Annotated in this window: 17 protein-coding genes; 10 read left to right on the forward strand and 7 right to left on the reverse strand. The window is 40.9% G+C overall.

Annotated elements, in window-relative coordinates:
* The first annotated feature begins 228 nt into the window (after positions 1 to 228).
* Positions 229 to 2,085, forward strand: a complete 1,857-nt coding sequence (locus tag AWN68_RS14375) for a hypothetical protein (RefSeq protein WP_068417090.1) — start codon at positions 229 to 231, stop codon at positions 2,083 to 2,085.
* A gap of 25 nt (positions 2,086 to 2,110) precedes the next feature.
* Here AWN68_RS14375 and AWN68_RS14380 read toward each other — a convergent pair whose 3' ends face one another.
* The 4 genes from AWN68_RS14380 to topA all read right to left on the reverse strand — a co-directional run bounded on the left by AWN68_RS14380 (position 2,111) and on the right by topA (position 8,826).
* Entirely contained in the window at positions 2,111 to 3,949 is a 1,839-nt protein-coding gene (locus AWN68_RS14380) for a GH116 family glycosyl hydrolase (RefSeq protein ID WP_068417092.1), read from the reverse strand.
* 281 nt (positions 3,950 to 4,230) lie between these two features.
* Positions 4,231 to 4,575 carry a cupin domain-containing protein gene (locus tag AWN68_RS14385; RefSeq protein WP_068417095.1) on the reverse strand — a complete coding sequence of 115 codons (345 nt, stop codon included), beginning with the start codon at positions 4,573 to 4,575 and terminating at the stop codon, positions 4,231 to 4,233.
* A gap of 528 nt (positions 4,576 to 5,103) precedes the next feature.
* Positions 5,104 to 5,781, reverse strand: a complete 678-nt coding sequence (locus tag AWN68_RS14395) for a phospholipase D family protein (RefSeq protein WP_068417099.1) — start codon at positions 5,779 to 5,781, stop codon at positions 5,104 to 5,106.
* A 540-nt stretch (positions 5,782 to 6,321) separates the two neighbouring features.
* Positions 6,322 to 8,826 (reverse strand): type I DNA topoisomerase, encoded by a 2,505-nt coding sequence (gene topA, locus AWN68_RS14400; protein ID WP_068417101.1) that lies wholly within the window; start codon positions 8,824 to 8,826, stop codon positions 6,322 to 6,324.
* A gap of 145 nt (positions 8,827 to 8,971) precedes the next feature.
* Between topA and AWN68_RS14405 the strand changes: the two genes are divergently transcribed.
* The 8 genes from AWN68_RS14405 to AWN68_RS14440 all read left to right on the forward strand — a co-directional run bounded on the left by AWN68_RS14405 (position 8,972) and on the right by AWN68_RS14440 (position 16,373).
* The gene (locus AWN68_RS14405) at positions 8,972 to 9,469 is read left to right on the forward strand and encodes a SixA phosphatase family protein (RefSeq protein ID WP_084362877.1); all 498 of its coding nucleotides are present in this window, start codon (positions 8,972 to 8,974) and stop codon (positions 9,467 to 9,469) included.
* A gap of 65 nt (positions 9,470 to 9,534) precedes the next feature.
* Positions 9,535 to 10,812 carry a polyamine aminopropyltransferase gene (gene speE, locus AWN68_RS14410; protein WP_068417107.1) on the forward strand — a complete coding sequence of 426 codons (1,278 nt, stop codon included), beginning with the start codon at positions 9,535 to 9,537 and terminating at the stop codon, positions 10,810 to 10,812.
* Positions 10,813 to 10,815: 3 nt separating this feature from the next.
* Complete coding sequence (locus tag AWN68_RS14415) at positions 10,816 to 11,868, forward strand: agmatinase family protein (RefSeq protein WP_068417109.1); 1,053 nt, start codon at positions 10,816 to 10,818, stop codon at positions 11,866 to 11,868.
* A gap of 194 nt (positions 11,869 to 12,062) precedes the next feature.
* Positions 12,063 to 13,259 (forward strand): acyl-CoA dehydrogenase family protein, encoded by a 1,197-nt coding sequence (locus tag AWN68_RS14420; protein WP_068417112.1) that lies wholly within the window; start codon positions 12,063 to 12,065, stop codon positions 13,257 to 13,259.
* Positions 13,260 to 13,268: 9 nt separating this feature from the next.
* Positions 13,269 to 13,745: a hypothetical protein gene (locus AWN68_RS14425; RefSeq protein ID WP_068417115.1), complete on the forward strand. Its 477-nt coding sequence runs from the start codon at positions 13,269 to 13,271 to the stop codon at positions 13,743 to 13,745.
* A 251-nt stretch (positions 13,746 to 13,996) separates the two neighbouring features.
* Positions 13,997 to 15,049, forward strand: coding sequence for a phosphotransferase family protein (locus AWN68_RS14430; RefSeq protein WP_068417117.1), 1,053 nt, complete (start codon positions 13,997 to 13,999; stop codon positions 15,047 to 15,049).
* Complete coding sequence (locus AWN68_RS14435; RefSeq protein ID WP_068417119.1) at positions 15,046 to 15,462, forward strand: hypothetical protein; 417 nt, start codon at positions 15,046 to 15,048, stop codon at positions 15,460 to 15,462. The genes AWN68_RS14430 and AWN68_RS14435 overlap by 4 nt, the downstream gene beginning before the upstream one ends.
* Before the next feature lie 23 nt (positions 15,463 to 15,485).
* Positions 15,486 to 16,373 (forward strand): 3-hydroxyacyl-CoA dehydrogenase NAD-binding domain-containing protein, encoded by an 888-nt coding sequence (locus AWN68_RS14440; RefSeq protein WP_068417123.1) that lies wholly within the window; start codon positions 15,486 to 15,488, stop codon positions 16,371 to 16,373.
* 334 nt (positions 16,374 to 16,707) lie between these two features.
* Here AWN68_RS14440 and AWN68_RS14445 read toward each other — a convergent pair whose 3' ends face one another.
* From AWN68_RS14445 to AWN68_RS14455, 3 genes are all read right to left on the reverse strand, one after another.
* Positions 16,708 to 18,063, reverse strand: coding sequence for a sensor histidine kinase (locus AWN68_RS14445; RefSeq protein WP_068417126.1), 1,356 nt, complete (start codon positions 18,061 to 18,063; stop codon positions 16,708 to 16,710).
* Positions 18,053 to 19,429: a sigma-54-dependent transcriptional regulator gene (locus AWN68_RS14450; protein ID WP_068417129.1), complete on the reverse strand. Its 1,377-nt coding sequence runs from the start codon at positions 19,427 to 19,429 to the stop codon at positions 18,053 to 18,055. Before AWN68_RS14450 ends, AWN68_RS14445 begins: the two co-directional genes overlap by 11 nt.
* Before the next feature lie 72 nt (positions 19,430 to 19,501).
* Entirely contained in the window at positions 19,502 to 19,882 is a 381-nt protein-coding gene (locus tag AWN68_RS14455; RefSeq protein WP_068417131.1) for an endonuclease domain-containing protein, read from the reverse strand.
* Between the two features lie 389 nt (positions 19,883 to 20,271).
* Here AWN68_RS14455 and AWN68_RS14460 point away from each other — a divergent pair, with 389 nt between their 5' ends.
* The gene (locus tag AWN68_RS14460) at positions 20,272 to 22,668 is read left to right on the forward strand and encodes an FtsX-like permease family protein (protein WP_068417133.1); all 2,397 of its coding nucleotides are present in this window, start codon (positions 20,272 to 20,274) and stop codon (positions 22,666 to 22,668) included.
* Positions 22,669 to 22,843 lie beyond the last annotated feature (175 nt).

Here is a 22,843-nt window from a genome sequence, read left to right on the forward strand (position 1 = left end):
ATTTAAAATTCGCATGAACGTCCTTTAAACTGAAAGAAGCAAGTAATGGGCCTGTGCGGCTTGTCGATGAAGAACACCTACAAGGGCGAATGCACTTTCAATCTCAGACAAATTCAAAGAATTAGCATATAGATACCCACTAACACGCATATCAGAATACCGATTGGGATGTATTCATACAAGGATGAATAAGATTGATTTTTGTTTAGCAATTTCAATTGAACCGTTATGAACAGATTCATCCAATCCAGAATATCCCTAATCGCTGCATTGTGCATTTTGTTGTTCCTGAGTGCTTGTGGAAATGATGATGATGAACCCAACCCAGATAAGCCAGACGCAGGAGGGGCGAGCGCACTGGTGAGTACTATTATGGAACCAACGGAGCTGTTTAAAGCTACAAAATTGGTGGTAAGTGAGAATGGTCAATATATAGTGCTTGGTCTGGATACCCGCATAGACGGTAGCAATGCCAATTACAAATTCTATTTTTCAAAAGATACAGGGGAGTCATTTAGTGAGCTATCTGGCACTAGTGATTTTACTGCGGTGAGTAATAATGGCATCTTATTATCAGGTTATAAATTGAAAAATTTAAATGACAATAGCGATCAACAAATACCCCAAATAAGTTATTCTCCAGAGCCGGTGATGGACGTGAATGGCGTAGCCTATTACGTTAACGGGACAATCCATAAATTTGAAAACGGCCAGTCGATAAATTTAGGAATAGCAGTGAATGCCTTGTTGGGCGAAATGATTTATAGCAATGGAAAAATCGGGTTCTTGAGTTTGTACTATCGCACATTGGCTGAGTATGATATTGCTACCAATACCTTAACTTCTAGGCTGTGGCCTGCTTTTGATGAAAGAAGATTAAGAGGAACTAGCGCCAACAATAACAATAAAGCTAAACTATCCTATAACGAGGGCTACTTTGGCTATGCCAGTGCTGGAGCTGCGGTGGTTGTAGCCCCCAATGACCAAATTACCTATTATGATTATCCTTCTACTTACGATTATCAAGACAACCCGATAGCGGTAATGGTTGAAGACGGAAAAATGTATGTCGATTTGTATGAAAATCCGTTACGAACTGGCAACTACAATACTGTTGTGAAGACAACTTTTGAAGCAAGTGGATCAACGCTCACTAAAACTGATATCGCTTTTCCAAGAACAGCCAAGGTCAACGGAACCGTCTACTATTCTGGGTTTATTGAAGGTGGGAAATATCGTGATTATGGTATTGTAAAATCAACCGCTTCGGGCAAGGAATACGTGAATACTAAAGTCAATTTTGACAATAAATATTCTAATACCGGATTTGTGATGGAGGTGGGCGACCATCTCTATTTCAGAAATAAAAAGTATGATACAAGTGCTAAGACTTATCAAAGCTCGGAATTCAAAAACTTATTATATGGATATGCCGATGCACAGAAAACAGTGGCGTATACAGGTGAGGGTACTTTTTCAACAACCAACAATGGAAGTTCATGGAAACTGGAAAACGCAAATGGCATCGCACCCAATTTTGTAATTAAGAATAACAAGGGAGGCTACTATGCCCTCATTTATAATGAATATTATTATGTTCCTTCGGGGACGGGATTCCAGTATTCTAAATTTGATATGGCCGTATATTCATCTAGTGATGCGTACAACTGGCAGTTGATTTCAGAACATAAGAACGTGGACGGGATGGCGCCAAAGGCCATTAGCCCCGAAGGTCACTTGGTCTATTTAGAAAATAGAAATCCCATGGGAAACCCTGATTTCGTAAGTAATCTCAGCACAGATGAAGGGATAAGCTTCAAATCTTTCAAAAATGAAGTAGCAGGCGCAGTTAGTTATGTAGGGACATATTCATCTTACCATAAAATGGCTTCTGGCCGACATGTGGCATTTACATACCAAAACCCAAACTTTATTGCCATCAGCTGTACTGGTCTAACTGACGGTTGCAGCGAGCAACAAGTAATGGCTGCGGAAGTACCTAGTGGAGTGTTTAAAGTGTTTTATAACTCAAATGACGAAGCCATTATTGGTGGTAAAACGGTGTTTAAAATCACAGGTTTGTAACAACACGCTTAGCGCATGAGTACAATCATTTGCTTTTAAGCTCAAAATAGAAAACGCCAAATAAGGCCGCATTCCATCCTTGAATATAGAAACCGAGGTTTTCCCCTGTCAGGCTATTGATGTGTTCGTTTGGCATATAATCTCCTGATGTATAAAGATCTGCCTTGGCAATATCTTTAATCAATTGAATGGCCTCGTCTTTCCGGCCCACCTTCAAACGACTCCATATGTCCATAAAACTTAACCAAGGCCAAACCGCACCATTGTGATACTCTCCCGGCTCGTAGCCATAGGAGCTATCGTAATAAGGGAATGTTTCTGCAATGCCATATGGGGTTCTATTATTTGCATTTAATGTTTCAAAAATGGCATTGGCCCTTTCAGGTGAAACGACATCATAAAATACGCCTATGGCCTGATCTTGAAGTATTTTACCATCGCTTCTGTTGTCATTCCATTGTTGCTGATAAAAACCATCTGCCCACAATCCACCTTCTTCAAATGGCTTATTTACTAACTCAAAGGCTTTATCGTATGCTTTATTGTAGATGGAAATGGCCGATTGATCCTCTGCCTTCTCTGCATAGGTTTTACAATATTTTAGTGCGGAAAGATAGAGTAATGATGAAAAAGGCGAATATTTTCGACCTGCGACTCCTTTTACATCTTTCCAATCCCCCCAAAATGAGACTTGCTCAGGTAAACCGTCTTTGTCTTGATCTCGGCTGATCAACCAATCCATTGCAGCCTTTACAGACTGCCAGTGTTTTTCATTGAAATTATTGTCCTTATGAAATTCAGTATACCTGAAAAAGCGAAGTATGAAAAAAGCATTAATGTCCAAGTCATCAAGCCTTTCTATTTTAGGTAATATGGTGGTTGGCACCTTTCCGTTAGGCTTAATTGCATCGATTGTTTCTAATAGCATCTGTTTTTCTGCGTCTTTAAACATCGTTAAGTGTAGCCAAGAGGTCCAGTAACTGTCACGCTGGTTTAGCTCTCTGTATCCCATGGTAAGGATTTCATCATTCACGGTACATTTGGTGAGTATCATTGCCGGAACGGTATACCACCTTAAAATATCATTCAACTCTGGATCGTCAGTGAGGGGTAAGGCAGTATCAAAAGCTAGAGTGGCTTGATATAATTGGCTCCAGTTGGCCAAAGCAAATTTTGAGGTTTCGTTAGCCGACTTGAATTTTTGTGCCGTCAGCCAAAGGCTATCGTAAGTAGCTATGGCAAAGCGAATCGTTCTTGATTCCTTTGCTTTTAATTCAATGGCATAATTAACGCTGCCTTGGCTAAAGCTAGAACTTACATCTGCCATTAAAGAAATGTAGGGGCTATATACTCCATTTTCTGTGGGCTTAAGTTCTTTACTGAATATGCTATCCAGCTCCCAAGAAAGGGTGATCTTTTGGCCTTTATTTGTCCTGTTTGTGATGGTGATTTCTGTCTGAACGACCGGAAGAGCAGTAGTGAAATGGTCATTTAATTTAGCGGGAGCCCAGCTTTTCAATGACATATTAATGGGCAGCTCTTTATGATTTTCATATGATATTTGTGAAATAGGAAACTGTCTTTGGTTATCAATTTCCTCAAAACTGGTCAAAGGAAAAGACTCGTTTTTATAGGAAATACTAAGCTCCGCCTTTCCTCTATACTCGAGCCACTGGCCTAATTTCCCTGGATTGGCCGCAATGCCATTAAACAATGTTCCTGATTCACTGATATTAGCTGCGATGGCAAAATTGGCAATGGGTAAACCGTCCGTCTCGTCAAGTTTATCATTGTATGCGGGAAACTGTGCAAAAGCGGTGAATGTGGTTAAACAAAGTAAAATAAAAACTACAGTTCTAATCATATTTACTCAAATCTGGGGTGCTATAATTTTCACGTTTTGGGCGGTTTATGGCTTTCTTTCCCAACCCTATCATGCACGTAATATTCCTTATAGTTACTAAAAAAATGTAATGATACCGCCAATAGGCAAGACTAAAAGATTCAGAATGACCTGAAAAATAAGTCATGTTTTAACCGCAATGAACACTAAGGAACCCTGGGATTTAAAGCGGGCACGAATTTACTAACGAAAAAGACCTATAAGGTTTTTAAAACCTTATAGGTCTGAACGCTAACATTCTCTTATGAATCTGAAACCACCTTTTCTACACGTTCACTGGTATCTAGTTTGGAAAGGGTTAAACGCACGATACTGTCTTGCAGGGCGGTTAAATCATGAGGGATATTAGCATCCAAGGTGATGATATCCCCCTTTTTTAATGGATGTACACTGCCCTGCATACCGAAATCTATTCGACCATCGATAATATGCACAATGATGGGAAAAGGAGCTTTATGCTCTTTCATCATTTGCCCTTGTTTTAAGAGAATTCTAATTTCTTTGGAAAAGGAAGTTTCCAAAAGGACTTTAGTCACGATCTTCTTTTCGTTAAAGTCTAAGTTTTCATTAAAGTACTCAATTTTCATATCGGGTTGGGTTTTGGTGGTAGGGGATTTATGCCTTATCGTTATCAAGGCCAACAAGGGCTTCGCTCGCTTTAGTTCCTTCGCTTCTCATTCTGCGAATGCGGTGCCACTCAGGATGAAAAGGAGTTTGCAAATAACAAGCTTCTTTAGTGTAGTGGAATTGATTACTTCTAAGATTGAAGCCAATCGAAGTAAAACTGTCTATTTTCTTTCCTTGAGGTACGAAAGGTCTAGGGTTAAAGGTGGAGAATGAAATTCAGTGGCCTGTTGGTGAAGAACACCAACAGGGGCGAGAGGAAACTAAACCACGAAGTTCAATGCTAGCTTTCGGTACGTTTCTCTCTATATTTTCCTAGGTTTTGTTGGTAAACGTTATCTTCCTTTTGCCTTATTCCAATTCTTTTTCATTACTGGTTTTGAGAACGAAGTTTCTCCGTTCGATGGCTCACCAGAATAATGGCAGTATTTCTCTTTATAGTCTGTGTCCTTGAACTTACTCCACGATTTATAGGCTTTGTCTGAAAGTGGTCAGTCAGGGTTGAACGATATCTTGTCACCTGTTCTGATACAGTAACCTGTATTAGTGTCTCGAGTTGTTTTCATTAATTTACTTGTCTTCGAGGTTGATACCTTAATGCCAAGCTGGCCAGACAGTTCGTCAAGTTCGTTAGAATGGGTATATCTTTTTGATAAACCCAAATTAGTTTTTTCGTAGCACGGTGTCTTTTGGAAAAGAGTCTTGCTGTTGTTGATTACTTGATCAAAGTAATTGAAAGCTTCTTTGTCTATACTGTCTCCAAGAAGATTTCCTGTCAATGCACCAACAAGAGTTGCCTTTGTCAAGATGCCAAACTCAATGTTATTGTTTTGAGAAAAATCGTAAAGGTTCATTGAACTCAATAAAGCCGCTGATTCGTTAGCGTAGTATTTGGCATGAAGTCTCGGCTCATACTTTATTTCAATGTTTGGGAAGTCCTTTAGGAAGTCAAATTCATCCTTACTAAGGCTCTTTGAAATGTTGTCTTCATTTTTCCCAAAGACAACAGTTATTTTGAGTTTATGATTGCTTTTTTTGGATTTTAAAACATCAACAAATCTTGAATGAAGTTTGATGAAAGGCGAGATAATAACTAATTGTTCCTCCGCTCGATCAAATATTTTTTCAAGCTCCGCATTAAGCTGATTCCCTTTTACAAATTCTGCCATTTCTGTTTTTTAATGTTTGCTAACGCCCATATCTATGAGCGTTATATTATTCAATAGTTTTCAAAAAGTGAGCCTTAGCAACTCAATACGGTGTGCTATACGCAGCTTTTAACCAGCTATAAGTTTAGTGAAATTATCTTATAAAACAGTAATATATACTGTTCTTGATTTTTACGTGAAGCAATCTCAATTTCAAATTACAGAAATTGCTGGCTAGAGACTGCTTTGTTACAGCCCATTGCTATCGCATGGACTACGCCTCGCAGTGACGGCCAATTTTGTCGTCATTGCGAACCTGCTGAAGTTTTTAGAAGTGATTATGTTTACGTGAAGCAATCTCAATGTCGCGTTCTAGTACAAGAGATTGCTTCGTCACCTTTCTTTGCTATCGCAAGAAAGATTTCTGCGCCAACGCTGAAGCTAAGGCGTAAGCGTTCGCAGTGACGCTCCGATTGGACGTTTGCTGAATAAGTGGGAGGTAGGTTGTCTAAATAAAAAGCCCTGTCAGGTTTTAAAAACCTGACAGGGCTGGAAATGCTTTTACTTCTTCTTGGCTTTGGCCTTCGCTGGCTTTTTCTTTGGCGCGGCCTTTTCTATTTCGGCTTTGGCTTGTTCTAGCGTCATTTCTGACACATCAACGGTTTTAGCAAGCTCAATCTTCGTCTTTCCTTTGATGATGTTGTGTCGTCCCCAACGGGCTTTCTCCACCCTGATCCCGGCATCTTCCCAGTTATGAATTACCTTATCAATCTCCTTCTGAAGTTTATCTTCAATCAGTTCAACAATGTCCTTATCAGATAAATTGTCCCAATCGTACTTCTTGTTGACGTTGATAAACATGTCGTTCCATTTGATAAATGGCCCAAAACGCCCTTTACCTTTCTGAACAGGCAATTCCTTATAGACATAAATAGGGGCGTCCGCACTCTGCTTCTCTTTGATATATGAGATCGCCTGGTCCAATTCAACCTCTAAAGGATCAACACCTTTTGGCAATGAAATAAAACTGTCTTCAAACTTAATATAAGGGCCAAATCTACCAATGGCAGCGATCACCTCTTTGTCTTCATATAAACCTACTGTGCGTGGAAGCTTGAAAAGATCAAGTGCTTCTTCCATCGTAATGCTTTCAATAAACTGGCCTTTTCTAAGACTGGCATATCTTGGCTTTTCGGCTTCCTCATCGTCCAGATCGGACTCACCAATTTGCGCCATTGGCCCAAATTTACCCATGCGCACAAGGAGTGTTTTTCCGCTTTCTGGGTCAACACCCAATTCGCGAGAAGAATTAATTTCTGATCTATCCAGTTGCTCTGTGTTTTCTACTTTCTGATGGAAATCTCCGTAGAAATCAGCAATCATTTTTGGCCATTCCTGCTTGCCTTGTGCAATTTGGTCAAACTGTTCTTCCACCCGAGCGGTAAAAGAAAAGTCAATCACATTCGGGAAATGCTCTACCAAAAAGTCATTGACAATCATCGCGATATTGGTAGGGAAGAGTTTGTTTTTTTCAACTCCTGTATTCTCCGTTTTGGTTTTGGTTTTGATATTATCATTCGCCAAAATTAGCTCTTGATAATTTCTTTCCGTTCCCTCACGGTTTTCTTTAATTACATATTCTCTTTTCTGAATGGTAGAAATTGTAGGGGCGTAAGTAGATGGTCTACCAATGCCCATTTCTTCCAATTGCTTCACCAAACTGGCTTCCGTAAATCGTGCAGCATGACGCGAAAAGCCTTCTTTGGCCATCATGTGGTTCAGTTCTAAGGTTTGTCCAACTGTTAATGGGGGCAACATGCCTTTGGCTTCGTTTGTACCATCTTCATCGTCTGTTGATTCGATGTATACTTTTAAGAACCCTTCAAATTTGATCACTTCACCATACGCAGAAAGGGTTTCCTTTCGGGTTGAAATGGCAATAGAAGCGGTTGTTTTCTCTAGTTGGGCATCGGCCATTTGCGAAGCAATCGCTCGCTTCCAAATCAGGTCGTAAAGTCTTTGTTCGTCATAATTTGCGCCAGCGGTATGCGTTGCGAAATTCGTTGGACGAATCGCTTCGTGCGCCTCTTGTGCCGATTGCGACTTGGTTTTGAATTTTCTGGTTTCCACAAATTCTTTTCCGTAAGCAGAAGAAATTTCACCCACAGCACTTTTTATTGCATCATCAGAAAGGTTCAATGAATCCGTTCTCATGTACGAGATCTTACCGACTTCATATAGTTTCTGCGCCAAGGACATGGTACGCGATACAGAATAGCCTAATTTTCTACTGGCTTCTTGCTGAAGGGTAGAAGTGGTAAATGGGGGCGCTGGTGAACGCTTCGCTGGTTTTTTCTGTAAGTCCAGAATCGAATAATTTGCACCTACACAACCTTTTAAGAATTCGTGGGCTTCATTTTCTGTTTTGAATTTCGAAGGAAGCTCAGCTTTCAATTCAACACCATCGCCAAGGTTGAAAATGGCGGTTATTTTATAAGAAGAAACAGGGGTGAACTGATCTATTTCACGCTCTCTGTCTACCACCATGCGTACCGCAACCGATTGCACACGTCCGGCAGAAAGGCCACGTTTAATTTTTTTCCAAAGTACTGGCGACAGCTCAAATCCTACCAATCGGTCAAGGATTCTACGGGCTTGCTGCGCATCTACTAAGTCAATGTCAATCGTACGCGGATTATTGATGGCGTTTTGAATGGCATTTTTTGTAATCTCACGAAAAACGATGCGTTTCGTGTTGTCATCATTAAGTTTCAGGGCTTCTTTTAAGTGCCAACTAATGGCTTCTCCTTCGCGGTCATCATCACTCGCTAGATAGATCGTCTCCGATTCTTTGACCAATTTCTTCAAGGTTTTTATCACCTCTTTTTTGTCGGCCGTTACCTCGTATGTTGGCTTAAAACCATTGGCTATGTCTATGGCTTTGTTACCTTTAGGTAAGTCACGTATATGTCCATAACTTGATACAACTTTGTAATCTTTTCCCAGGAAACCTTCGATGGTTTTGGCCTTGGCTGGAGACTCTACAATGACGAGATTTTTAGACATAAATAGGTATTTTTTTAATTTTGACCGCGCCAAAGATGGGCATAAAAGTTTCAAAAAAACAAATGAAACAGTTTTTACCCGCTATCTATTTATATGAAGAAGGGAAAAAACACGTTGTAGCAACCGTAACTAAGGAGGAGGAAGAATGGTTAAGAATCTTTTATTAATAAGACATGCCGATGCACAAATGGTGCAAAAAAACGAGCGTGATTTTGAAAGAAAGTTGAGTGAGAAGGGGAAGAGTGAATCGGCTTTGTTAGGCGAATACTTGAAAACGCTTCCATTCAAAATAGACACTATATATACAAGTCCATCGGTACGTACTTTACAGACCTGTGCGGAAATCATACAGCAGTTAGAAGTTGCACCACGGATTATATCGTCCGAAGAGTACTATGAAGCCACGCGAAATGTGATGATGGCAGCCGTCAACCGTGTAGACGATATCTTTGAAAATGTGGCGATTTTGGCCCACAATCCATCCATTAGCCGTTTGTACGAATACCTCACAGGTGATTCGCAAGGTGGTTTTGTAACGGGCGCCTGTGCTTGGCTTCAAGTATCTGCCGAACACTGGAATGAGGTGTCGGGAGGCACTGCCGAAACCAAGGACTATTATTATCCTGGCATGGACCTGAAGTAAGTTTTTTTATTTTGTTTTAGTCCGTTTAAAATGAAGACCTCATATTTGCAGAAAAAAAATATAGAATGGCTTCATTGGGTAGACACATCATTGTCGAGTATTACAACTGTTCATCAGAACTTTTAAACGATGTAGTTCACATCGAAAAAAGTATGGAAGGCGCTGCGGAAGATTCAGGTGCAACCATCATCAATTCCACCTTCCATCATTTCTCGCCTTATGGCGTTTCGGGCGTTGTGGTAATTCAAGAAAGCCATTTGGCTATTCATACTTGGCCAGAATACGGTTATGCTTCTGTAGATATTTTCACTTGTGGCGACACCGTGAATCCGTGGGTGGCTTATCAAATCCTTAAAGAGAAATTCCAAGCCGGACATGGTTCGGCTATGGAGTTATTAAGAGGAGAGAAGGCGCTTTTGAAAGAAAGAGATTTCGATATCAAAACCATGCGTGATGAGAAAAGCAGCGAAGAGGGCGATCCAATCCGCACCAGAGATGTATGGTTTACCGAACGTGACGATAAAATAGCGCTTTCTTTAAAGCATGACGGAAAGCTTTATGATGTACAGTCTGATTTTCAGAAAGTAGAAGTATATAAAACACAGGCTTACGGTAACCTACTTACTTTGGATGGTATGGTAATGACCAGCGAAAAAGATGAGTATGTGTACCATGAAATGATTACGCACATACCTACTTTGACACACCCTAAGCCAAAAAGAGCTTTGGTGATTGGTGGTGGAGATGGCGGAACTGCCCGCGAGTTGTTGCGCCACGATTGCTACGATGAAGTAGTAATGGTAGAAATTGATGACAAAGTAATTGAGGCTTGTAAAGAGCATTTACCGGGCATCGCTTCGGCTTTTGGTAATCCAAAATTGAACCTGATTGTAGATGACGGCATCAAATATGTGAAAGAAGCAGCCAATGGATCTTTCGATATTGTAATTGTAGATTCTACCGATCCAGTAGGGCCAGCAGAAGGTTTATTCACTGTAGAATTCTACAAAGAAGTGTACCGTATTTTGAGCGATGACGGAATCATGGTTACGCAAAGTGAATCACCTCGATTCAACAGCAAAGTATTCAGGGAGATTTACCAAGTATACCGTTCTATTTTCGGACAAGATAAAGTGCATTGCTACTTGGCGTATATCCCGACTTACCCAACGGGCATGTGGTCTTTCTCTTATTCTTCTAAAGGAAAAGCACATCCATTAAATGACTTTAATGCTGAAGAGAGCAAGGCTTTTGCTAAAAAACATGGTTTGAAATATTATAACGAAGGCATTCACCAAGCTGCCTTTGCATTACCTAATTTTGTGGCTGACATGATCAGTTAATGTATGGCCGATATAGATAATTTTAATCCCAATGATGTAGGGCTGAGAGGAACCCTTTTTGGGTTGCCTTTTGATACCGATTCCGCCAAAGTAGTGGTCATTCCTGTCCCTTGGGATGTTACCGTATCTTATGGTGCAGGCACAGCAGATGGGCCAGAAGCCATTTTAGAAGCTTCTTCTCAAATAGACTTTAGTCAGTTGGACATTGCAGAACCTTGGAAACTGGGTGTGGCCATGGCCGATATTCCAGAGGTTTGGTACTCGTTAGGAAGTGAATTGCGCGAAAAATCTGAAGAATATATTGCTTGGTTGGAAGAAGGCAGCGATGAAGAAGAGCGTGAAGAAATGGAGGCTATTTTGGCCGAAATAAACAAGGAAACGCATCAGCTGATGGAATATGTAAAGCAACAGTCAGAATACTGGCTGTCGCAGGGGAAAACCACAATTTTAGTTGGTGGCGACCACAGTACTCCATTGGGCCATTTCCAAGCTTGCGCGAAACACTATGGCGAGTTTGGTTTACTCCAAATTGATGCCCATGCAGATTTGCGTGAGGCCTATGAAGGTTTTGAGTTTTCGCATGCCAGTATCATGACGAATGCGCTTAAAATTAAGGAATTAACCAAGTTGGTGCAGGTGGGTATCCGTGATTTCTGTGATGAAGAGCAAACGCTTATCGCCAATTCAAATGGGCGAGTGGTCACCTTCTTCGATCAGCAGTTAAAGCACGACCAGTATGCAGGAAAAACTTGGGCTACGCAGTGCGAAGAGATTATCAAAGAACTTCCGCAGCAGGTTTATATTTCATTCGATATCGATGGCCTTGATCCAAAACTTTGTCCGAACACAGGCACTCCTGTACCAGGAGGTTTTGATTTGGAGCAGGTGATGTATTTAATTAAGCAGGTAGTCAAATCAGGACGCACAATCATCGGTTGCGACCTGAATGAGGTTTCGCCTAGCGAAGACGAATGGGATGCTAACGTGGGCGCTAGAGCGCTTTATCGAATGATCAACCTGATGGCCGCCAGCAAAGGAATGCTAGAGTTGAATTAATTATACCAAATACAATTCTTGGTTTAAGAGTTTAGAATCCCTTACTTTAATAAGTTTGGGATTTTTTTATGTTTTGAAATGAAAAGGAATCATACAATATATGCCCCAGAGTTTTTGTTAAGAAACTAAAGATCAATTACCTTATCCGATATTCCCCTGATCACTGATTTACTGATCACTGATAACCACACCCCATGACCGAATTATTCGCCACCGATAAATTAAAAGCCCTTTACCCTAAAGTAAAGCAGTTTATAGAGGAAGAATTGTACCCTTCGGAACTCTATTTTTTGAAAGACCCTTGGGACGAAGTGAACCATATTTTGAAAGCCAAGCGCGAAAAGGCGAAGGAATTGGGGCTTTGGGCACCTTATCTTTCTGAAGAAGAAGGCGGAGCAGGTTTAACACTCACTGAATTTGGACAGTTATCGGAGTTATTAGGAACAACGCCTTTAGGCCATTATGTGCTCAACTGCCAAGCACCAGATATTGGTAATATTGAACTGATGCATCAATTTGCTTCGGCCGAATTAAAAGAAAAATACTTAGCGCCTTTAATGAAAGGCGAAATCAGAAGTTGCTTTTCCATGACCGAGCCAGATTTTGCGGGCTCCAACCCCGTGAATATGGGCACCACAGCCGTTTTGGATGGAGACGAATTCGTCATCAACGGACATAAATGGTTTACCACCGCGGCTGATGGGGCTACTTTTGCCATCGTAATGGCAGTGACCAATCCCGATGCGGAACCGCACAAAAGGGCCAGTATGATCGTAGTGCCTACCGATACCCCAGGATTTGAGCTCACCCGAAATATCCCCGTTATGGGCGATGTGGGAGAAGGCTATTTGAGTCATGCCGAAATCCACTATGTAGATTGCCGTGTACCGAAAAGTAACTTGATTGGCGAAATGGGCAGTGGCTTTATGTTGGCGCAGCAGCGTTTAGGTCCAGGCCGAATTCACCATTGTATGCGCTGGATTGGTATCTGTGAACGAGCCTTTGATATGATGTGCAATAGGGCGGCTTCTAGAGAATTAAGAGACGGCAGAATGTTAGGACACCAGCAAACTATTCAAAACTGGATTGCTGAAAGTAGGGCGGAGATTAATGCTTCAAGATATATGGTACTTCATGCTGCGCAAAAGATTGATAATGAAGGGTCTAAAGCCGCACGCTTAGAGATTTCTACCATTAAATTTTATGTGGCCGATGTGCTTATGAAAGTGCTCGACCGTGCCATTCAGGTACATGGCGCGCTGGGCATCACCGATGATACTTTGCTCTCGTTTTGGTACAGACATGAGCGTGGTGCAAGAATTTACGATGGCCCAGACGAAGTGCATAAAGCGAGTTTGGCCAAAGCGATTTTGAAAAATTATGGCTTATAATGTCTATTCATGGAGTTTCAACTATACAAACGCCATAAGCAAGTCTTAAAGAATTCAATTGCTACTTTTTTCTTCCTTGTGGTTGGGTTAACAATAGCGATGATGAGTCGTGGCATAGGAGTTACTGAATCTAGTTTTAGTGAATGGAACGTGCCAGTATATGGATATGTGCTCGCCATCTTAGGTATATTTGTTTTAGGTACTCTGGGGATTCTAGTTCAAGAGGCTAAATCTACATCACATAAAGTATTATTTGAGGATCATTCGATTCAATTGAAAAGGTCTAAAGAAAGGGTTTCTGTTAGTGATGTAATTAGTGTGAAAAGAGATTATCATCAATGGACGACCAATGATGAAGACGGGAATGTTTGGATTCTAAAAATAAAGAACAAAAAGGAAGTTAAGTTTTTAGTTGAAAGAAGGTTTGATGACGATTTAAAAAAATGGATAAATGAAAATGATGAATTCATGAAGACCAAAGTATAAAGGAACCGATATTGCGAACCTGCCACGGTTATTCGAAGTGATAATATTAACGTGAAGCAATCTCACTACCCACTACTTATTGAACGCTTTAGATTGCTTCGTCATGAGCTTTCGCTATCGCGAATCTCATTTCTCGCAATGACGGTTCAATTGGCGTTTTCTTGAGTTTTCACCATTGACCATTTACCATTTACCATTGACTAATGACTAATACACTCTTCCCTAATAACCAATAACTATTAAACTAACCAATGATTGACAAGGCAAAAGACATCAGGAAAGGAGAGGAGTTAGACCTCTTTAAGCTGACAGAATACTTGGGTGACCATTTAAGGGGTTTTTCTGGAAATCTAGAAGTCTCTCAATTCCCTAGTGGTTTTTCTAACCTTACCTATTTGATCAAAACAGGCGAACAGGAATATGTATTGAGGCGTCCACCTTTTGGCGCGAATATCAAAGGTGGACATGATATGCACAGAGAGTTTAGAGTGCTTTCTGCCCTTAAACCAGTGTATTCCAAAGTACCCAAGCCTGTATTGTTTTGCGACAACCATTCGGTGATGGGAACTGATTTCTACCTTATGGAGCGTGTGAAAGGCGTGATTTTACGCAGTCGACCACCAAAAGACATTGAGCTCAAACCTGAATTAATGCGGTCTATTTCTGAAGCCTGCATTGATAATTTGGCAGATCTTCACACCATGGATTTGAATGCTGCTGGCTTGGCCGATTTCGGTAAACCTGATGGCTATACCCAACGACAAGTGGAAGGTTGGATTGGACGCTATTATAAATCCGAAACGGATAAGCTGCCTCATATGGATGAGGTGACCAAATGGCTGCAAAAGCACATTCCGGCGCAGAAATATGTCAGCTTTATTCACAACGACTATAAGTACGACAACCTCGTGTTGAACCCCGAAAAGCTAGACGAAATTATCGCGGTACTGGATTGGGAAATGTCGACTGTGGGCAATCCATTGATGGATTTAGGTACTTCTTTGGCCTATTGGGCGCAAGCCGATGATTCTGACGCTTTAAAACCTTTCAGCCTCACTTGGTTGCCGGGCAATTATACACGCAGTGAATTGGTAGAACGCTATGCTGAAAAAACAGGCTTCGACCTGAAGGATCAAGTGTTTTACTATGTTTTTGGAGCATTTAAAATCGGGGTAATTATTCAGCAGATTTACGCTCGCTATAAAATAGGACTGACCCAAGATCCACGTTTTGCCAATTTGATTTATGCCGTTAAAGCCTGTGGAGCAAATGCGGTAAAGGCTTTGGAAAAGGATAGGATATGAGTTTAAATAGAGCAATTTTAATCGCCCTGTTTGCTGTTTTATGTGCTCAAGTATCTCTGGCGCAGAAACCGGAAGAGAATTTTGAATCTTTCTTAAAGCGATTTGATGCAGACTCTTCATTTCAAATGTCGAGGATTCTTGATTCGGTTATAGTGGTTTACACATCAGATATAATAGTCGATGCTGACGGAAATGGTTATACCGAAAATTATGAGGCTCCAATAGCTAAAGCAGATTGGAGATTTAAGAAACTTGAGAAGAAGGAGTTTAATAATTGGGAAATTAGACAGCTTGAATACGATATTAAAGAACTAACGATGGCTGGTAAACAGAGCGGAGTGTATGTGGTAATTGAATTCGTTCTTCGTGATGGGCTTTGGTTTTTACGTAAATATGGGGATTACTCAACTTGAATTTTTACTATAATAATCTAAGAATGCAACTAAAAATAGAAGACATCAATAAAGTACTTATTCTGGGTGCTGGAACGCTTGGTTTAAGGGTAGGGCTGCAATGCGCAATCAGTGGTTTTGAAACTACTATTTACGATATTTCAGAGAAAGCACTCGATGCCATTAAAACTCAGGCCAGCATTCTTAAAATGTTGATTCGCAATGAAAAGCTCACCGAGGCACAAGCTGAGGAAGCCAAAGGTCGCTTGACTTTCACCACCGACCCAGAAGCTGCGGCAGATGATGCTGATTTTTTGAACGAATCTGTCACTGAAAACCTCGAACTGAAGCGTAAGGTTTGGGCGCAATTTGGCGCACTCTGTCCTGAAAAGACGCTCTTTACTACCAACACTTCCTATTTACTCGGCTCGCAAATCGCGGATGCTTCTGGCCGACCTGAGCGTTTCTGTAATTTCCATTTCCATGATGTATTCTATTCCAATGTGGTGGACGTAATGCCGCATCCGGGAACAGAAGCTTGGATCAATGATTTATTGATGGAATTGGGCGAGAAGCTTTGGCAAACGCCTGTCTTCGTTCAAAAGGAAAACACGGGTTACATCTTCAATTACATGCTGATGGCGCTTTTGGGAGCCGCAGGCTCGCTCAGAACCCTGGACATTGGTTCTATTGAGGATATTGACAGAAGCTGGATGGGTAACTTTAAAATGGAAATGGGGCCATTCGGAATTTTAGATACGGTTGGGCTCGATACGGCTTGGCATATCACTAGCAATCACCCAGACAAGAAAAGTCAGGCTTTTGCTGCCTTGCTGAAAAGCTATATTGATGCAGGTAAACTGGGCGTAAAAACAGGGGAGGGCTTTTATACTTATCCGAACCCCAGGTTTAAAGAAGAGGGGTTTGTGTGACAGCATCCTGTTTTCTATAGGGCAGAAGGTTTAGATCCTTCGTTCCTCAGGATGAAAAGCGGTGTGCGTTTAATGGCGGTTGAAGCTGTTTTTTACTTTGTTCGGTTCATTCAACTAAAACCTGGTAAGCATTTGCTTTGGCTCTAGTGATTGATTTGAAGTCAACCGTCTGATTTCTTTTCCTGAGGCACGAAGGATCTAATTTTCTCGAATTGCGATGCTGTTTCTAGTTCCTTCCTCCGAAGCCTCGGAGTCAGGATGAAAAGCATTGTGCACAACAATCACAGTTGATCTTAATTCTTGCAGTTTTTAATTCCTTAATGCCTCAGAGAGTTTACTCCTGATGAAACACCATTCTAAAAGTAGCGCCTTTACCAAGCTCAGTTTCCAGCTGAATATCTCCACCATGCAGCTGCATAATTTGCTTAGAAAGGCTGAGTCCAATACCCGAACCTCTGTTTTTGGTAGAGAAGAAAGGCATGAAAATCTTCTCAGTAGCTTCAGGGGTAATGCCCGCGCCATTGTCGCTAATTGATACAGTCACTAACTCTCCATGCACACTGGTTTCTAGTTTCACTTTAGCGCTTTCTTTGTTTTCAACCACTTCTAAGGCATTTTTTAGAATATTGATCAGCACCTGCTCAATCAATTGATAGTCAATATTCAGTTCAATTGAGGTTTCAGCATGAATGACTTCTAAGGCTACATTCGACTTAAGGAAATCATTCTTGAGTAAGGCTGTCGTGTTTTGCACCAGTGACTTGACATCCGTTGGACGCTTGTCGGGTTCTGGCAAGTTGGTGTAATCGCGATAGGCGTTTACAAAATTGATGAGGCCTTCGCTGCGGCTAGAAATGGTGCTCAAGCCTTCGGTAAGGTCTTCAAGGCTTTCATCTTCAATGGTATTGAGTCCGTTTTTCTTAATTACATCTTCTTTCAACACTTCGCTTAGGGTAGAAGTGAGTGAAGAAATAGGGGCAATGGAATTCATGATTTCGTGCCGAAGTACTTTGGTCAGGTTCTGCCAAGCTTCCAATTCTTTGGCCTGTAATTCCGCCTTAATGTCTTGCAGGGCGATCAATCTGTAAAGCTCACCACCCAGTTTATACATGGTTTCCAGAATCACCAATTCCTGTCCTTTTTCATTTTTGTAAGCTGCTCTTTTAGAGGAGTTAAGATGGGTAATGGTAAAGTGAAAGTTAGGTGCCTTTTGTCTAAGGTCATCAAGGCTTCTTAGGCTTTCTAACTGCAATAAATGAAGCGCAGAACGGTTGATCAGTTTCACTTCTCCAGTCTCGTTGATGGCGATGATTCCTGTACCAATATTTTCAACGACTACGCGCAACTGCTGAAAAGACTGCTCACTCTTTTTACGTTCCTCCAAAATGGCATCAATCACATCTTTAAAAGCCAGGTTCAATGCTTTAAATGTTTTCCCAAGCTTATTATCCTGGGTAAAACTCATGTTGAAGTCATTGTATTTGATGGCATCGAAGAAGCGAGTGAGCTTCTTGTTGGTACTTTCGATGTAATTGAAAAGCTCAAATACTTCGAAAATGATCAAGAAACCAGTGACCACGGTGGTAACATACTTCTGATCGAAGAAGAGCAAATACACGAAAACGGCTACCGTAACAAACAATACGATAACGCGAATCAGTACGAATATTCTAAAGCGATTAAAGCCCATATTTCTCAAGTCTTCGGTACAAGGATGAACGGGTTAAACCCAGTTCCTGAGCTGCATGGGTAATATTTCCGTTGTGTTTGGCCAATACTTTCCTGATTAGAATTCGCTCGACATCTTCCAAGTTAAACTGTTCCAAATTGATATCATCCTTATCGCGAACAGGCTGATTGTTATTGAAGAAGAAGTCCTCGGGTTGAAGAATGTTATCACGACTCATGATGACAGCGCGCTCTACAGCATGTTGTAACTCACGCACATTCCCGGGCCAGCTGTATTTCTCCAAGCGCTTAAGGGTAGCTTCACTGAACTTGTAAATGTCTTTGTTGTACTTCTTAGCGTAGTCTTTTAGGTAATGTTCAGCCAGTAGGGGAATGTCCTCAATTCGTTCCCTCAAAGCGGGTAACTTCAGTTCTATGGTGTTAATTCGATAGAGCAAATCTTGCCTAAATTCTCCTTTCTGCACCATTTCATAAAGCGGCATGTTGGTGGCGCAGATCAAACGAATATCGACATCAATCGTCTTGTTCGACCCAACACGATTCACTTTTCTGTTTTGTACTGCGGTTAAGAGTTTGGCTTGCAAGGGAAGTGAAAGGTTGCCGATTTCATCCAAAAACAAGGTGCCTCCATTGGCAATTTCAAACCTGCCAGCACGATCAGTTTTGGCATCGGTGAAGGATCCGCGCACATGACCAAAGAGTTCGCTTTCAAATAAGTTCTCAGAAATAGCCCCTAAGTCTACACTGATAAAAGGCTTCTCTGCTCTTTTTGAATTTCTATGAATTGATCTGGCTATCAGCTCTTTACCTGTACCGTTTTCACCCAAAACTAAAACGTTGGCATCAGTGCTGGCTACTCGGTCAATGGTATCGAAAACTTGAATCATCGATCCGCTTTGGCCAATGATTTCTTTGAATTTATGATCGAGGTCTTGGGTCAAAGTATCCTCTCTGTCTTTCATCAATTTCAGCTCTTCTTTGGAAGACCTTAGACGGATGGAAGAAAGGAGTGTGGCCAATAGTTTTTCGTTTTCCCAGGGCTTCATCACAAAATCAGAAGCTCCTGCTTTAATCGCCTTTACGGCCATATCCACTGAGCCAAAGGCGGTAATTAGCACTACCACTGCGGATGGGTCAATCTCTAATATTTTATCCAACCAATGAAAGCCTTCTTGCCCAGAGTTCACATCTTGGGTGAAATTCATATCGAGCAGAATCACATCATATGCGTCATTCTGGAGCAGGTCAGGAATTAGCGTGGGGTCTTTCTCCAAATCAATTTGACCAAAATGCCGTTTCAGGTAAATTCTAGCGGCTTTTAGTAAATCTTCATTGTCGTCTATGATGAGTATTTTTCCTTGTTTCATGGTGTGTCTATTTTACAATCCCCCAGCCCCCTTTCTTATCCCGAAGCTTCGGGAGGGCTAGGGGGATTTCATCTACTCTATTGGTTTATTCAATGTTTCTTCTGATAAATGGGCCTCAATCGTTCTAATTACATTTTTCAAGTCATATTTTACACCTACTTCTGCAATTCGAACGACCTTATAGCCTAACTCATTTAGTCGTAAATCTCTTGTTCTGTCCTGTTCTTGTTTATCATCATGAGATCGGCCATCAAGTTCTATAATCAACCTTTCCTTTCTACATATAAAATCAACAATGTAATTTTCGATTGCGAATTGTCTATTAAACTGAAGTCCATAAAACCGTTTTGCCCTGAGAACATGAGCCCATAAGATCGCCTCACCGGGAGTTCCATGTTTTCGGAGCTCACGAGCCAATGGTTTTAGTTTCTTATTGTAATATGATTTAGTCATAAGTTACTTATCAATCCCCCAGCCCCCTTGGCCAAGGGGGAGGTGGTATCGATGCTGATTACTTTGAATATTTCTTCACCTTTTCTTTACCCTTCTGGATTCGGCTTTAACTAACCAATGTTGTCTATTCGGAGCCTTCCCCCTTTCTTAAAGGGGGTTGGGGGATTTTTGTCTCATCATGTCTCGCCTTAACATTGGTTTACATTTGTCTTTGAATCTTGTGCAAATCAAACTGATCGTTAATATACAAACAAATATTGCCGTCCGTCAGCGGACGGTAAAGTTCGGTGGCGAACTAAGTGTAAAGCCGTTTTGATCTTAATTATCTTATATTCAGTGTTTTATTGCTGGCATTGAGATTGTTTTACCTGATAAAATAAACCCTTGCTATGCTCAACCTTAGAATCATCTTAAGAAGCCTGAGAAGAAATCTGATTTATACTTGGACTAACGTAATCGGGCTGGCCATCGCCTTTTTTTTTATTTTCCTGACGTCTATTTATTTGATTCATGAGTATACGTTTGACCAATCCTATCCTGACAGTGGCAAAATTCATAGACTAGTCACCACAAATTCTGCTTCATCAGTATCTGCCAACAGTTCTAGCTACCCTTTTATCCTATCATCAAGTTACCTCGAAAAGAATCCTTCAATAGCATCACTGGTTAGGGCCTACAATAATTCCTACGTTTCCGAATTAGTCAGACCAAGTGAAGAAAGGGAAAAAGCCTTCGAAGAGAAGGGTTTTTGGTATGTAGAAAGAGGCTTCTTGGAGATGTTTGATGTGAAAACCGTCAACGGAGACTTGGGAATGTTTGATGTTCCTGGAACGGTTTTAATTAGTGAGTCTGTCCGTGAAAAGGTATTCGAGGGAGAGGAAGTTGTAGGAAAAAGGATGTTAGTGGGAGATGATGAGTTTGAGATCATTGGAGTTTATGAAGACTTCCCTTCTAATTCCTCCCTTGACCCAAGGTTTCTTATTTCGGTGGAAACTATGAAATCGGACCCTGACTATAGTGACTACCTCACTAGTAGTGGCTATCACATGTTTAGCGTTTTTATGTCATTAAATGAGGGTACTGATATAGATGCCTTGGAAGTTCAGTTAATGCAACAGGATAAAGGTGACGAATCTAGGGGAGAAAAGTATGAGTTAGAATCTATTTTAGATTATCATTTCAGTGATTTGGATTCTACCGGATCATTTCGTCCAAAAGCGGATGAGCAGTTAGTGATTTGGTTAGTCGTGATTTCTATCTGTTTGCTCGCAGTGGCCATTGCTAATTTTGGCAATATTTCGTTGGCGGTTGCATTGGACAGGAGCAAAGAAATCGCTATTCATAAGATCATAGGAGCAAGAAAAATTCAATTGATCAAGAGGTCTTTGATTCAATCGTTAATGTTGAGTTTTATTTCATTTATATGTGCTTTGATATTGATTGAGGTATTAATTCCAATTTATAGTCAATTTGTTGATAGAGAGTTAACTGTGGCTATTTTTGGTTTTAGAACATATTTGATTCTTTTGGCTTTTACCTCTATGGTGGGGCTTATCGCAGGAATATATCCCGCTTTAATTGTTTCCAGTTTTAAGGTATCTAGTCTGTTCAATTCTTTTAGTAGAAATAGCAGGTCAAAATCTCTTATCAGAAAGGGTTTATTGGCCTTTCAGTTTTTTATAGCCTTTGGTATTATTTCTGCCATGCTTTTCATGAATCGGCAGCTTGAGTTCATGCTATCCAAGGAGCCAGGGTATGATTTCACAAATACACTGGTGTTCCAATCAAGTTGGTTCCAAGGTAGGGATGAATCAACTATCCAAACATTCAAAGACCGCCTCATGGCGATGCCTGCCATTCAAGATATAGCGCTTTCAGATGAACACCCAATGAAGGCTTTGGGTGTTAACGATCTACAGAAACCAGGATTCAGGGATGGTTGGGAAAAAGTTGAAATATTGACTCTAGGGATCGATTGTCATTTCTTTGAGTTTTATGGAATTGAGGAGAATTATGATGCTGATGTGATCTCCCTATTTTGTGGTGATAGCAAAGTGGCACTGCTTAACGAAACCGCCCTTAATACGCTTGAAAATGAGCCTATTGGCAAATTATTGCCTTCGTATTATGGTAAGTCAAAACCTGGGTATATCGTTCAGGAAGGTGCCGTCAGTGATTTCCATTTTACTTCGGTAAGTGAACCAATTCCTGCAATGTTATTTGTGCCTTTAAGCTACTCAAATGGAAGGGCTCACTATTCTATTCGTTATTCTGACAATGTTAATTTAGGCGAACTTATTCAAACCATTCAGCAGATGTTCTGGGAGTTTGAGCCATCAAAACCTTTTGTGCTGAAAGTACTTGAAGAGGAGCACAAACGACTATACTCTTCAGAAACCAAGATGATGCAAATGACAAGTGTTTTGGGCGTTGGCGTTTGTCTAATCGCTTTTGCTGGAGTATTCGCAATGTCAATATTTTATGGTCGAGAAAGACTCAAAGAGATCAGCATTCGTAAAGTGCTTGGGGCAGGGGTTACACAACTTTTTGGACTTCAAAACCGAGTATTCGTAATTGCAATGCTGGTATCAATCGTCATCGCAGTTCCTCTTGTAATCAGCATAATTGATTCATGGATTTCTCAGTTTGCTTATAGAACTGATCAACCTTTATGGCTCTTTGGTGTAGCGGGTCTGATCATGCTTGGTGCGACTCTTCTGTCTTCAGGTTGGTATTCGCTGAAAGTTGCAAAGTCCAACCCTGTCGATACACTTCGTGATTCATGATCAAATGAGCTGCCGTCCGCCAACGAACAGCAAAGTGCGATGGCGACCAATGTAATAATGTTGATACTTCTTAACTTATTGATAAATAGTAGGTTAAGTTTGGTATGACAGTTGAATAGCGATTGGAAGTATTTACCGAATTATTTAATCACTCTAGTATTTAACTCAAATAGAA

Source organism: Roseivirga echinicomitans, assembly GCF_001592935.1.
GTDB lineage: Bacteria > Bacteroidota > Bacteroidia > Cytophagales > Cyclobacteriaceae > Roseivirga > Roseivirga echinicomitans.